Genomic DNA, 13,000 nt, shown 5'->3' with positions numbered 1-13,000 from the left:
GCCCCTGCTCTTGTCGGGGGTTCGGTGGGGGCGGCGGCGCCTGCCGCTGCCAGTCAGTGCGGTCCGATGGACGTCGCCATTGTTCTCGACACCACCGGCAGCATGGGTGGTGCGCTGTCCAACGTGCAGTCCGGGCTGACGGCGATCCTGTCCGACGTCGCCTCGCTCTCCGGTGGTGACTACAAGCTGGCCCTGGTCAGTTTCCGCGACAACGTGACGGTGAACGTCGACCTCGCGGCGGGGAACCAGGCCGCGGTGTCGGCGGCGCTGGCCGCGCTCAGCGCGGGGGGCGGGAATGGCGAGCCGGAAGCCTCTGACGAGGCGCTGAACACCACCGTCAACAACCTGCCCGCGCCGGGCCGTCCGCAGGTCGGCAACTTCGCGGGCACCTGGCGGACGAACGCGACCAAGCACGCGATCATGGTGACCGACGCCCGTCCCGGCGGCTTCGACGACGCCCACACCGCCGCCGACGTGGCCAACGCGCACAACGTCGCCCTCGACGCGCAGGCCAACGGCATCAAGCTGACCCCCATTCACGTGCCGACATCAGCCGCCTTCACCAGCACCATCGTCCCGATCATGCAGGACTACGCCAACACGAGCGGCGGCTACGCCTACACGACCAGCTCGAACGGCAGCGACACCGCCGCCTACATCCGGCGCGCGCTGCACAACTGCCACCCCACCGACGTCTACATCCGCGACAACGGCGCGGACGCGGGCGTGGAGCCGCTGGTCTCCGGCTCGGCGTACAGCAGCCCGGACATCCGGGTGTGCACGACGGCGGCGCCGTGCCCGGGCACGAACCCGATCGCGGGGCAGACGAACTACGTGTTCGTGACCCTGAACAACCCCGGCCCCGGCGGGTCCGGGACCGGGGTGGGCACGCTGAAGCTCTACTACACCGCGCAGGGCGGCGGCGCGCAGTGGCCTGCCCACTGGACGCAGTTCGGCCAGCTGAACGGTGTCTCGGTGCCCCCGGGTGGCACCACCGTGATGGTCCCGTGGCACAACGTCCCCGGTCCCGGCCACTTCTGCCTGCTGGCCCGCTGGGAGTCGGCGACCGACCCGATGACGTTCGCCGAGACGACCGCGACGCACACCAACGCGCGCAACAACAACAACATCGGCTGGCGCAACATCAACTCGGTGGCGGCGCTGCCGGGCACCAAGCCGATCGTCCGCCCGTTCCAGGTGGGCAACCCGTTCCAGCAGCGCATGGCGACCGACCTGGTGCTGGCCGCCGGCGAGCAGGCGTTCGACGGCAGGCTGGTCGTCGACCTGGGCCCGGAAGGGCTCAAGCGCTGGCGGGCGTCGGGTGCGAAGGGCGAGGGCGTGCGCCAGGTCGGCGAGACGCAGCTGGAGGTCGTCGACCCGCGCAGGGCCGTGCTGCACGACATCGCGCTGGACGCGGGTGAGCGCCTTGAGGTCACCCTGACGTTCACCGCCGGTGACCGGGCCGCTGAGGGCCAGGTGGTGCGGATGTTCCAGACCGACCAGAGGGGCGAGGACCTGGGCGGGGTGGAGTTCGTCATCACCCGCAGGTAGGGGGAACCGCGCCCGGCCGCCCGCAGGGGGCGGCCGGGCGCAGCGGTGCGCCGGTGGAACTCCGGGGCAAGGCCGTGTTCAGGGGTGAACCGTGATCAGCCGGTGGGCCAGGTATCCACTGTGGTCATTAGGGGCGGATGATTCGGCGGAGGTTGGGGAGGCGGGTGGGGCCTGGGGGGTGCTCGGCGATCCAGGGGCCTTCGATGGAGGGGTCGAGGACGCCTTCTTCGAGCCAGGTGTGGTTGCCCGCGAGGATGCTGGCGGCGAGGTCGCGGTCCTGGGCGTCGGTGTTGGTGTCGAGGTGGGTGAACAGGGTGTCGATGCGGTGGCGGGCCTGGTGGCAGAAGGTGTCGGCGAGGTCGAGCGCCCGGGGGCCCGCGCAGCGGGTGGCGTAGACGTGGGTGGCGGCCATGGCGTACAGCTCGCTGGCGATGTCGACGAGGCGGCCGAGGTGGAGTTGGCCGGTTTCGGGGGTGGTGGCTGCCAAGTGTGCGGCCAACCACCGGGCGGTGGCGTCGGCATAGGTGAGGTGTTCGGCGAGGGGGCCCGCGTGGGTTGTGGGTGGGTGGGCGGTGCCGCCGGTGGGAAGGGCGTTGGCGGCGTCGTGTCCGATGAAGGCGCGCATGACTTCGCTTGAGCCGTCGAAGATGCGGCCGATGCGGAGGTCGCGGAGCAGTTGCTCGGCGGGGACGCCGCGCTCGCCGCGGGCGGCCGCGGACTCGGCGGTCTCGTAGCCGCGGCCGCCGCGGATCTGGACCAGCTCGTCGGCGACCTGGCACGCCTTCTCGGTGGCGAAGAGCTTGGCGAGTTCCGCTTCCACCCTGGTGTCGCGCGTCCCGGCGTCGGCGTGGCGGCCGGAGACCTCGACGATGGCCTCCAGGGCGAACGCGGTGGCCGCGATGAAGGAGATCTTCGCGGCGACCGCCTCGTGCTCGCCGATCGGGCGGCCCCACTGCACCCGCACCGCGGACCACTCGCGGGCGATCTTCAGGCTCCACTTGGCGGCCGCGGCGCAGACCGCGGGCATGGAGAGCCTGCCGGTGTCCTGGGCGGCGAGGGCGATGTCGAGGCCGTCGCCCTCGCCGCCGATGCGATTGCGGGCGGGGACGACGACGTCGTGGAACCGGATGACGCCGTTCTCCACCCCGCGCAGGCCGAGGAACGCGTTGCGGCGCTCGACGGTGATCCCCGGGGTGTCGGCGTCGACGACGAAGGCGGTCATCCCGCCGGGGGCGGGCCCGGACTCCGGGACCATGGCCAGCACCGCCATCAGGTCGGCGAGCACGCCGTTGGTGGCCCAGAGCTTGACCCCGTTGAGGACGTAGCCCTCGCCGTCCGGCACGGCCGTGGTGCGCATGCGGAACGGGTCGTTGCCGATGTCGGGTTCGGTGAGGAGGAACGCCGAGATGTCGCGGGCGCAGCGGGGCAGGAATTCCCGCTTCTGCTCGTCGGTCCCGAACAGCAGGACCGGCTGGGGCACGCCGATCGCCTGGTGGGCGGCGAGCAGCTCGCTCAGGGCCGAGTGGACGCTGCCGACCAGCATCAGCGCGCGGTGGTAGCAGGCCCCGGGCAGGCCGAGCCCGCCGTACTCGCGCGGGATCTTGACGCAGAACGCGCCGAGGTCCTTGAGGCCGGTGATCACCTCGTCCGGCACGCGGTCGTCCCGCTCGATCTTCCTGCTGTCCACTTCGGTCAGGCAGAACTCGCGCAGCCGGGCGAGGAACGCCTCACTGTCGTCATCGAGGCGCAGGCCGGTGTCCGGCGGCAGGTCGAGCAGGTCGAGGCGCACCCGACCGAGGAAGATCTCCTTGCCGAAACTGGCGGCGTCCACTGACATCCCTCACACGGTCGGCTTGGCGGTGATCATCGACAGCGGGCCCGCCGCGCGCAGGGCGACGGACTCGACGGTGAAGCCGGTCTCGGCCAGCATGGCGCGGAAGTGGCTCTCGGTGCGCTCGCGCCCACCGGAGTTCACCAGCATGTTCAGATCGGTGAAGAACATGATCGGATCGCCCGGCGCCGCGGTCTCGGGAAGGATCGACCCGACGATCAGCAGGGTGGCGGAGGCGGGCATGTCGCGCCTGCACGTGCGCAGCAGCGCCGTGGCGGGCCCGTCGTCCCAGTCCTGGAAGACGCTCTTGACGATGTAGAGGTCGCCGCCCTGGGGGACCGACTGGAAGAAGTCACCGGCGATCACCTCCGATCGGCTGGCCAATCCCGCCGCGGCGAGGACGCCTTCGGCTTGCACAACTCCGCTCGGACTGTCGAGGACGATGCCGTTCAGGTGCGGGTTGGCGTCGAGGATCGCGCGCATCAGGGTGCCGTCCCCGCCACCGATGTCCACAACGGACGTGACGCCGGAGAAGTCGTGCGCGCAGGCGATCCCACTTGCCGCGATCCGCGACTCCTGGCTCATCGCCTCGTTGAACAGCGCGCTGAGCTCGCTGTTGTCCGCGAGGTAGGCGTAGATGCCCTGCCCGAAGACGTGGTCCCAGCCGGACTCGCCGGTCCTGACCGAGTGGTCGAGGCCGAGCCAGGCCCTGAAGTGCGACTCGTGGCAGAACACGCGGGTGAACGCGTACAGGGAGTCGGGGGAGTCCGAGCGCAGTTGCTCGCCTGTCTCGGTCAGGCCGAACCGGCCGGGCTCGGGCTCCGTGGTGATCCCCACCGCGGCGAGCATACGCAGCATCCGGCGCAGCGACGGCTCGTGGCTCCCGGTCGCCCGCGCGAGTTCGGCGCTGCCGCTCACGCCGTCGTGGATGAGGTCGGCGATCTTCAGCTCGGCGGCGAGGCCGAGGGCGTGCGCGGTCATGTACCCGCCGATCATCTCGATCAGCGCGGCCCGGTTGCGCGCCTTCGCCGCCGGGCTCGGGGGGACGCTGCTCGTCATGGCATACCTTCCGGGCGGTGGGGATCGGGTCAGGAGAGCCGGTGGCGGACCCACACGTTGGGCTCGACGTAGACGGCGTGGTCGTGTGCCACGTCCACGTGGACCGGCGACAGCGCGTCGGGGACGATCACGGGGCCGTCGGCGTCGAACGGCAGGCCGGTCCAGGCGCGCCACTGCGCGAGGCTCCCAGAGATCGTCATGGAGACGGGGCAGACCGCCAGGACCTCGGCGCCCGCGCGGACGTGCACGCGCAGCCACGGGTCGCTCGGCAGGCCGTCCTCCCTGGTCCGCGCGGCGTACTCGGCCATGGGCACGAGCGGTTCGAGGTGCTTGCGGCTGGGCCGGACCGGGACGACGAGGTCCGAGCACCCGGCCCGGCGCGCGTTGTCGGCCAGGGCCGCGAGCGCGCGGCCGGACAGCTCGCGCGCACGGGCATCCGGGACGACCGCGACCTCCAGGGCGCAGAGAGCGGTCATCTCGGCGTCCGCGTAGGTGTCGAGCACGCTCATCCGGAGCGCCTCGTCCCAGCCCGTGTCGGGCAGGCTCGCCGGGTCCCCGTCCCAGGAGAAGGGCACCGCGGCCGCCCGTGCGACCACCCGGTCGTCCTCGTCCAGCACGACCAGCTGGTGGCGTGCGTGCCGGTCGAAGGCCCAGGTGATGAGCACCGGCTCGGGGCGGATGTACTCCGGCCACGCCGCCTCCATGGTCAGCATGGCCTCCGCCAGTTCGGGGCGCTCGGCGAGGGTGACAGCGCGCAGGTCCGTCATCGGCTTCTCCGTTGCTCGGCCAGCCTGCGCGCGGGCAGCCGGCCTGGGGTGAGGGGGACGTCGTCGTCGCGGTGCCGCCGCAGCAGGTCCAGGTAGTCGGCGCGGGGGGTCGGCGCGGCGCCCAGGAGGCGGGCGTGGGCGCTGTCGTGCTGGACGTCCACCGCGACGCCGCCCCTGTCGGCGAACCGGCGCAGGAGGTCGATGACAGCGACCTTGCCCGCCCCGCTGCGCAGGGTGAACTGCGAGTCCGCGCTGAACACCGCGCCGACGCGCACGCCGAACGTGCCGCCCACCAGGCCGTCGTCCTCCCACACCTCGACGCTGTGGGCGTGACCGGCCTCGCGCAGCGCGACCAGGGAGTCGATCAGCGGGTCGGTCAGCCAGCGGGACTGCCGGTGTGCCCGGCAGTTCTCCACGACCTGCTCGAAGCGGGTGTCGAGGGTGGTCGTCCACTCGACCTTGTTCCGGAGCTGCCTGCGCAGGCTCCGCTGGATCTGCGGCCGATCGGTTCGGATGATCGGGCGCGGGTCGGGCGACCACCAGCCGACCGCGTACGGGTCCGCGCCGGTGGCCGGTATCCGTCCCGCGGACACCTCGCTCTCGAAGGTGATCTCGTTGACCATCGCGCCCTCCGGCCTGTCCGTCGGGAACGGGAACAAACCATTGCGGTAGGCCGAAAGCAGGGAAGCCGGGCTGAGGTCGCGGTGGAACGCCACGGGGCCGCCCGCCGGGGCGGAGGCCAGGTCGAGCGCGGCGATCAGGCTGTCCATCGCGGTTGTCACAGGAAGCCGACCGCGTCGAGGTACCGGATGTAGCGGTCGAGCATGGCGGTGTCGACCGGCGGGACCTCGATGCCGGTCCCACGCAGCGCGGCCGTCACGTTCGCCTGGGTGAACTCCGGGAACGTGGTTTCCAGGTACATCTCGGCGACGCTCATCGTGCCCGCGGCGCAGCGGTCGATGAACAGGGGGGCGAACGGGGTCATCGGGTGTTCGGGGTGCTCGACCGCCATGTCCACCATCGCGTCGACCCACTTCTGCCAGGAGACCTCCCGCACGGGCCGCCCGCTCGCCCGCAGCCGCTCCGCCAGGTCACCGATGTAGCCCTTGTCGCTGTTGGTCAGGTGGTAGACCTCGCCCTCCGGCAGCCCGGTCCGCGCGATGTGCGCGACCGCGGCGGCGAACCGGTCCACCGGCGTGTAGTCCAAGGGCAGCTCGGCGATCGGGGCGAGGCCGCTGTCCACAATGAACTTCTTCATGGCGCACATCTCGGTCGAGGTGTTCCACGCGCCGCTCACGCAGTCCCCGGAGATGTCCGCCGCCCGGTAGACCGCGACCGGCAGCCCTTCCCTGGCCGCGTTCCGCAACAGTGCCTCGGCGACCCACTTGCTCTCCACGTATCCCACCGACAGGTGCTCGGGGTGGCCCAGCGGGGTGTCCTCGGTGACGTGCTTGACGCCCGCGGTGCCGAACCCCGAGACGACGGCCATTGTCGACGTGTAGTGCACGGGGATGTTGCGGTGCCTGCCCGCGAGCCGGATGACCTCGCGGGTGCCCGCCACGTTCGCCGGGCTCAGGTGCGCGTACGGGTAGATGAAGTTGACCATTCCGCCCGCGTGGTGGATCACGTCCACCGTCCGCGCGAGAGCGTCGAAGTCCTCTTCGGAGAGGCCGAGCAGCGGTTTCGTGAGGTCGCCCGGCACGGCGACGAGACGGCCCGCAGCGCGGTGGCCGTCGAGGCCGTCGCCGAAGTAGTGCGCGGTGTTCTCCTGGACGCGCCGCATCGCGTGCGCGCCGTCGCGGGCGCGGACCAGGCAGTGGACCACCGCGTCGGTGGAGCCGAGGAGTTCGCGCAGCAGGTAGGCGCCCAGGAAACCGGACGCGCCGGTGAGCAGGACGTGTCGCGGGTCCTGCCAGTCGGCCGTCGACCCCGAAGTGATCGGCACGCCCACCGCGGCCTCGGCGGCGAAGTCGACCTTCTTCCTCGTGTCGTCACCGTCGAGGGTCCCTCGCCGCGCGGCCTGCACCGCCTTGGTGAAGCTGCGCAGGGTGGCGTCGTCCAGCAGGAGACGGATGAGCGGGCGGATCTGGTTGATGTGCACGCCGAAGGAGATCCGGACCTTCGCCATCAGCTCGGCCGCGAGGATGGAGTTGCCGCCCAGTTCAAAGAAGTTGGCCTGGGGGCCGACCGCGCCCACGCCCAGCACCTGTCGCCAGATGGCGGCGATACCGCGGTCGATGGCCGTCTCCTGTGGAGACTCGACGTGCTCGATGTCGGCGGTCCAGTGGGGTTCGGGCAGCGCGGCGGTGTCCACCTTGCCGTTCGGCGTCAGCGGCATCGACTCGACGACGACGAACGCGCTCGGCAGCAGGTGCGCGGGCAGGTGTTCCGCGGCGAACCGGCGCAGTCCCGCGCTCGGGGGAGCTTCGCCGGGAGTCGCGGTCGCGATGTAGCCGACCAGGTGGCGCTCCCCGCCGTGGTCGCGTACCAGCACCACCGCGTCCTTGACGGCGGGGTGGGTGGCGAGCACCGTCTCGATCTCGCCCGGTTCCACCCGGAAGCCGCGGACCTTGGTCTGCCGGTCGACGCGGCCGAGGACCGTCAGGTTTCCTTCGGGGGAAAGGAATCCGAGGTCGCCGGTGCGGTACGCCCTGGCCCCGGGTTCGGTGGCGAAAGGGGACGGCACGAAACGTTCGTGCCCCGGTAACTCGTCCACGATGTAGCCGCGCGCCACCCCCGGACCGCCGACGCACACCTCGCCGCGCTGTCCCGCCCCAAGCGGTCGCAGGTCCTCGTCGACGACGTGGACCGTGGTTCCCGGCAGTGGGGTTCCGACCGGGACGTTTCCCCGCTCGGGGAGCACATCGGCGGTCAGGTCCATCGTGCACGAGGTGATCGTGGTCTCGGTCAGGCCGTAGGCGTTCACCAGGCGCGCGCCGGGCATGAGCCGCAGCGACGCGCGGCAGTCCTCGGCCCGGACGGCCTCACCGCCGACGATCACCAAGCGGACCGGGAGGGGGACGGGATCGCGTTCGAGAGCGGCGAGGAAGCCGCGCCAGTAGGCCGGGGTGAGGTCCATGACGGAGATGCCGTGCCGGACCACCTTGGCGGGCAGTTCGCTCGGCGCCCAGGTCATGTCCGGGAGAACGAGGGTCGCACCGCTCGTCAACGTCACCAGGATCTGTTCCAGCGACGTGTCGAACGACAGCGCCGCGAACTGGAGAACCCGGTCGTCGCAGCGCAGCCGCAGCCGTTCCCGCATCGCGACGCACAAGTACCGCAGGGAACCGTGGTTGACGATGACGCCCTTCGGCGCACCGCCGGACCCGGAGGTGTAGATGATGTACGCGGCGTCGGTGGGCTGGACCGAGGTGGCCGCGGCAGCGGCAGGCGAACTCCCGACCGGGGAGACCACGGTGACCGGCAGGGCGGCGAAGCGGGGTGCGTGCTCAGGTTCGGCGACGACCGCCGCGCAGCCCGTTTCCTTGACGAAGGTCTCGACGCGGGCGCCGGGAGTCCTCGGATCGACCGGCAGGTAGGCGGCACCGAGGCGGAAGATGGCGAGCAGGGCGACGACGGAGCTGATCGACCGGTCCAGGCAGACCATGACGACGGAGCCGTGGCCGACCCCCCGCCCGTGGAGCAGGCTCGCGAGCCCGCCCACGCGAGCGTCGAGCCGCGCGTGGTCCACCTGCTCGTCGCCGCACACGACCGCGATGCGGTCCGGGTGTTCCCTGGCCAGCCCGGCGATGACCTCGTGGACGGGTGGTCCCGCGTGAACATCCATGTGGTCCCCTCAGCGCAGAATCCGACGAGAACGCCCATGAGTCGCGCCATTCCAGGCACAGGACAGCCGAGGCGGTGTGTTGCGCGGAGCTCATGCCGCGTCGGCCTCCGCGGGTACCGCCCGGAGCGCGGGTTCGCTCGTCGGCCGGGATGGTGGCAGAGGACATCGGAATTCCCTTCGCACGCAGCCTTCCCGGTGACCGTGCGTGTTCAGGGGGCGCGGACCTCGCGGTGAATACCCTGCCCCAGCACCCTTACTAGATATAGCGGTACCTCGTGGGGGAGGCAACCCCGACGTCCGGACTACCCCGCCGCTCGATTGACAGGTCCGGTGCGCGGTGCTGCCATGGGGTATGGATCACGACGTCGCTGCTCTGATCGCTCTGGCGCAGAAGGAAATGGCGGAACCCTCATCGCCCAATCGGTTCCTCGACCTCCTGGAAGCAGGCCGGGTCCCGCGAGCCCACCTCGCGCGCCTCGCCGGGGAACTGCACCGCCTGGTCAGCAGCGACCGCCGCAGTTTCGCCGTGCTGGCCGCGCGCTTCCCCGAGCCACCCGCAGGCGATCTGTTCCTGACGATGGCCCATGGAGAGGGGGAGGCACTGCGGCTGCTGACCGACTTCGCGCTCGCCGCGGGCGTGGACGAGGACGGTTTGCGCGCCTACCAGCCCCATGCGCTGACCCAGGGCTACCCGGCTTTCCTTGCGCAGAGCGCCGCCTACGGCCCGAGCAGCGCGATCGCGTTGGCGCTGCTCGCGAACGCGGGGGAGTCCGGCCGCACGTACACCCGGGTGGCCGAGGCGCTGCGGTCCCAGTACTCCTTCGACGAAGGAGCGGTGAGCCATTTCCGCTTCTTCGCCGAGACACCGCAGGACCTCCTCGACCAAGCCGTGTCGACCGTTGCCGCAGGTCTCGGCACCGGGGAAGACCCGGCGGAGGCGGTGCGGACCGCCCGCGCGGTGCACGCGTTCGAAATGCTCTTCTGGCAGACCATGGCCGACGGGATCGGCGAGGGCTCAGCCGAACGCCAAGTCGGCTAACGGGACCTCTACCCGCCGATCGATGCGGTCCTCGGCCCACATCGTCGTGTCGACCAGCCACCACCGCCGCACCTCGATGACGTAAATGCGGTGATCGGCGGGCGCGAGCAGCGCCGACGGCGGCAGCGCCCACTCGGCCCGCTCCCGCGGATCGGGGAGAACCGCGTCGTAGAAGGGTTTGTGGAAGCGGTCCACCTCCTCGGCCGAGAACTCCCGGCAGAGCCCGCTGAACTGGGCGCCGTCGACGGACAGCAGGTCGGCGCCTGCCACGAACAGCGCGCCGCTGACCTCGGGCCGCACGGCGATGTCCCGGCTGTGGCGGGACCGCGTGGCCGACCCGAACAGGAAGCGCGGCGGGTCGGCGAGGCAGGCGTACTGGAGCACCGCCGACCAGGGCGAGCCGTCGGCGGACGCGGTGGCCAGCGTCAGGTACTTCGCCTCATGGAGCAGCCGGGTGGTTCGGGCCCGCGGTGTCGCCTCACCCATGGAGGCGCACGGGCAGGGCGGCGATGTCGTTGGCGATGAACGAGCGCAGCGGTTCGACCTCGCCGGGCGCGACCGCCAAGGCGAGCCGGGGAAAGCGGTCGAGCAGCGCGGGGACGGCGACCTCGGCTTCGAGCCGGGCGAGGCGGGCGCCGGGGCAGAAGTGCGGGCCCATCCCGAACGCGAGGTGCTCCTTGTCCGGGCGCTCGATGTCGTACGCGCCCGGGTTGTCGTGAAGGTCCGGGTCGCGGCCGTAGGCGAGGTAGTTGACGAGGATGGCGTCGCCCTTGCGGATCACCACGCCCTCGCCCAGGTCGATGTCCTCCTTGGCCCAGCGCATGGGAAGCGAGGAGACCGGGCAGTGCGCCCGCAGCGACTCCTCGATCGCGTCCGCCCACCGGCTGGGGTCCGCGCGGGCGATCGCCAACTGGTCCGGATGCGCCAGCAGTTCCCGGACCGTGTGGTCGATGAGGGAGACGGTGGTCTGGCTGCCGCCGCCGATGAGCAGCAGGAGCATGTCCACGAGTTCCTGCTCGCTCAGCGGCGCCTCGTCCTCGAGCCGGGCCGCGAGCAGGAAGCTGGTCAGGTCGTCCTCGGGCTCGCGGCGCTTGAGGTCGATGAGAACCCGCATCGCCGCGTTCATGTCGGTGAAGACCGCGGCGGATTCCTCCTGGGGCACGTTGTCCGTGTTCAGCACCACGCGCAGGATGCGCAGCACCTCGGGGCGCAGGTCGTCGGGAACGCCGAACAGGTCGCAGACCATCCGCGTCGGGAGCTGCTGCGAGTACGTGGTGTGCAGGTCGACGGTGTCCTCGACCGGCAGCGACGACAGGCCGTCGAGGAGTGCGCCCGCGATGCGCTCCACGTGCGGGCGCATCGCGTCGATCCGCTTGGGGGTGAGGGCGGGGGCCACCAGCCTGCGCAGCCGCTGGTGCTCGCGGCCCTCGGCCGTCGACATGGACTCGACGTCGACCCACGGCGACAACCAGGCCACCTCGCCCGGCACGTACCCCGGGACGTTCTTCTTGAGGTCGCGCGAGACACCCGGGTGGGTCAGCAGGAACGTGACGACCTCACGGCGGGTGACGGACCAGGCGGCGAAGCCCTCGGGCAGCTCGACGGGCACGGCGGGTCCCGCGGCGCGCAGCCGGTCGAGCTGCTCGTACATGCGGTGGCCGCCGCTGCTGTCGATCTTCGTGGTGGGCGTGGCGCTGAACCCGATCATGGTGCCTCCCGGAGAGGTCGCAGCACGGATGCGGTGCGGGGTAACAGGTGACGCGCACATCGCCCCGGGAACGGCGACGAGCCGTTCCCCTCAGATGACCTCACCGTACCGCCCTGCCGTGGCGACCTCCAGGGAAAGTTGGGGTTGCGACGTCTGCGAAACCGGGTCACACAGCGGTAAACTCGCGACCGCGCACGGCTTCTTCCGCCATTCCAGCAGGTCCTGACACCGGGGGAGACACATGCACAGGGACGACGTCGTCGTGGTGGCGGACTTCGTGCCGGTGATCGACCTGGCGTCGCGGGACACGGCGGACGGGCGCGCGGCGATCGCCGATGCCATCCGCTCGGCGTGCGAGTCGTCCGGGTTCTTCACCGTCATCGGCCACGGCGTCCCACTGGAGTTGGTGGCGCGCATGCACGCGGCGACCCAGCGGTTCTTCACCCAACCGGCCGAGACCAAGGACCTGGTCGGGAATTGTCCCGGTGTGACCGGCTTCCGCCGGTTCGGCGAGATCGTCGAAGACGGGGAACGGAAGCCGGGCGCCGGCCTGTACGAGGCGTTCGCCGCGCACGTGACCGGTGAGCTCCCCGACGACGAGCGCGCGAGGCTCGGCGACTACGCCGCCCCGTGGAAGGTCGCGAACACCTGGCCCGGCGTCCCCGGCGACTTCCGCCCGACCTGGCTGGAGTACATGGCCGCCATGACGGACCTGTCGCGGGACGTCATGCGCCTCTTCGCCACCGCGCTCGACCTGGACGAGGAGTTCTTCGACGACAAGTTCGACCAGCACGTCTCCCTGCTGCTCGCCAACTACTACTACCCCCAGGTCGAGGCGCCCGTCGAAGGCCAGCTGCGGCGCGGCCAGCACACCGACTGGGGCAGCCTGACCGTGCTGTACCAGCAGGACGACAAGGGCGGCTTGCAGGTCTTGCACGACGACTGGCTCGACGTCCCGGCCGTGCCGGGCAGCTTCGTCGTGAACATCGGCGACCTCATGTCGTTCTGGACCGGCGGGCGCTGGAAGTCCACGGTCCACCGCGTGCTCAACCCGGAACCGGGCGACACCTCCTCACGCATCTCGATCCCGTTCTTCTACATGCCCAACCACGACGCGCGCATCGAGCCCCTGCACCCGATCACCACCGCCGAGCACACCTTCGACAGCGTCACCATCGGCCAGTGGCTGAACGAGAAGATGAAGATCAAGCTCGCCAAGCCGGTCGAGGAGACCAGCTAGGCCCTGGCTGGATGTAGC

At 71.1% G+C, this 13,000-nt stretch carries 10 protein-coding genes; 3 read left to right on the top strand and 7 right to left on the bottom strand.

The annotated features are described in order from the left end of the window. The first annotated feature begins 66 nt into the window (after positions 1-66). Positions 67-1,551, top strand: a complete 1,485-nt coding sequence (locus ACTG9Q_RS12685) for a vWA domain-containing protein (RefSeq protein WP_455572921.1) — start codon at positions 67-69, stop codon at positions 1,549-1,551. A gap of 127 nt (positions 1,552-1,678) precedes the next feature. Here the strand turns inward: ACTG9Q_RS12685 and ACTG9Q_RS12680 are convergent, their stop codons facing one another. Genes ACTG9Q_RS12680 through ACTG9Q_RS12660 form a run of 5 tightly spaced genes read right to left on the bottom strand, consistent with a single transcriptional unit; the run spans position 1,679 to position 8,995 of the window. Next, complete coding sequence (locus ACTG9Q_RS12680) at positions 1,679-3,388, bottom strand: acyl-CoA dehydrogenase family protein (protein WP_455572920.1); 1,710 nt, start codon at positions 3,386-3,388, stop codon at positions 1,679-1,681. 3 nt (positions 3,389-3,391) lie between these two features. Next, a complete protein-coding gene (locus ACTG9Q_RS12675) occupies positions 3,392-4,441 on the bottom strand; it encodes a methyltransferase (RefSeq protein WP_455572919.1) in 1,050 nt (349 codons plus the stop codon). A gap of 29 nt (positions 4,442-4,470) precedes the next feature. Then, entirely contained in the window at positions 4,471-5,208 is a 738-nt protein-coding gene (locus ACTG9Q_RS12670; protein ID WP_455572918.1) for an N-acetyltransferase, read from the bottom strand. Next, on the bottom strand, positions 5,205-5,978 hold the full coding sequence (locus tag ACTG9Q_RS12665) for a leucyl/phenylalanyl-tRNA--protein transferase (protein WP_455572917.1): 774 nt from the start codon (positions 5,976-5,978) through the stop codon (positions 5,205-5,207). Before ACTG9Q_RS12665 ends, ACTG9Q_RS12670 begins: the two co-directional genes overlap by 4 nt. A gap of 8 nt (positions 5,979-5,986) precedes the next feature. Beyond that, on the bottom strand, positions 5,987-8,995 hold the full coding sequence (locus tag ACTG9Q_RS12660) for an amino acid adenylation domain-containing protein (RefSeq protein WP_455572916.1): 3,009 nt from the start codon (positions 8,993-8,995) through the stop codon (positions 5,987-5,989). A gap of 352 nt (positions 8,996-9,347) precedes the next feature. On the opposite strand from ACTG9Q_RS12660, the gene ACTG9Q_RS12655 reads away from it, so the two are divergent. Then, positions 9,348-10,034 carry a thiaminase II/PqqC family protein gene (locus ACTG9Q_RS12655; RefSeq protein WP_455572915.1) on the top strand — a complete coding sequence of 229 codons (687 nt, stop codon included), beginning with the start codon at positions 9,348-9,350 and terminating at the stop codon, positions 10,032-10,034. Here ACTG9Q_RS12655 and ACTG9Q_RS12650 read toward each other — a convergent pair. Continuing rightward, a complete protein-coding gene (locus ACTG9Q_RS12650) occupies positions 10,011-10,520 on the bottom strand; it encodes a pyridoxamine 5'-phosphate oxidase family protein (protein WP_455572914.1) in 510 nt (169 codons plus the stop codon). The genes ACTG9Q_RS12655 and ACTG9Q_RS12650 overlap by 24 nt on opposite strands. Next, entirely contained in the window at positions 10,513-11,742 is a 1,230-nt protein-coding gene (locus ACTG9Q_RS12645) for a cytochrome P450 family protein (protein ID WP_455572913.1), read from the bottom strand. The genes ACTG9Q_RS12650 and ACTG9Q_RS12645 overlap by 8 nt, the downstream gene beginning before the upstream one ends. Positions 11,743-11,983: 241 nt before the next feature. Between ACTG9Q_RS12645 and ACTG9Q_RS12640 the strand changes: the two genes are divergently transcribed. After that, complete coding sequence (locus ACTG9Q_RS12640) at positions 11,984-12,982, top strand: isopenicillin N synthase family dioxygenase (protein WP_455572912.1); 999 nt, start codon at positions 11,984-11,986, stop codon at positions 12,980-12,982. The last annotated feature ends 18 nt before the right edge of the window (positions 12,983-13,000 follow it).

Source organism: Actinokineospora lacus (genome assembly GCF_053813445.1).
This window is presented reverse-complemented; position numbering and strand designations above follow the sequence as displayed.

Excerpts from the sequence above, each read along its gene's own strand:
- ACTG9Q_RS12650 (WP_455572914.1), bottom strand. The coding sequence starts at position 10,520 with ATGGGTGAGGCGACACCGCGGGCCCGAACCACCCGGCTGCTCCATGAG.
- ACTG9Q_RS12685 (WP_455572921.1), top strand. The coding sequence starts at position 67 with ATGGACGTCGCCATTGTTCTCGACACCACCGGCAGCATGGGTGGTGCG.
- ACTG9Q_RS12640 (WP_455572912.1), top strand. The coding sequence starts at position 11,984 with ATGCACAGGGACGACGTCGTCGTGGTGGCGGACTTCGTGCCGGTGATC.
- ACTG9Q_RS12680 (WP_455572920.1), bottom strand. The coding sequence starts at position 3,388 with ATGTCAGTGGACGCCGCCAGTTTCGGCAAGGAGATCTTCCTCGGTCGG.
- ACTG9Q_RS12655 (WP_455572915.1), top strand. The coding sequence starts at position 9,348 with ATGGATCACGACGTCGCTGCTCTGATCGCTCTGGCGCAGAAGGAAATG.
- ACTG9Q_RS12675 (WP_455572919.1), bottom strand. The coding sequence starts at position 4,441 with ATGACGAGCAGCGTCCCCCCGAGCCCGGCGGCGAAGGCGCGCAACCGG.
- ACTG9Q_RS12665 (WP_455572917.1), bottom strand. The coding sequence starts at position 5,978 with ATGGACAGCCTGATCGCCGCGCTCGACCTGGCCTCCGCCCCGGCGGGC.
- ACTG9Q_RS12670 (WP_455572918.1), bottom strand. The coding sequence starts at position 5,208 with ATGACGGACCTGCGCGCTGTCACCCTCGCCGAGCGCCCCGAACTGGCG.
- ACTG9Q_RS12645 (WP_455572913.1), bottom strand. The coding sequence starts at position 11,742 with ATGATCGGGTTCAGCGCCACGCCCACCACGAAGATCGACAGCAGCGGC.
- ACTG9Q_RS12660 (WP_455572916.1), bottom strand. The coding sequence starts at position 8,995 with ATGGATGTTCACGCGGGACCACCCGTCCACGAGGTCATCGCCGGGCTG.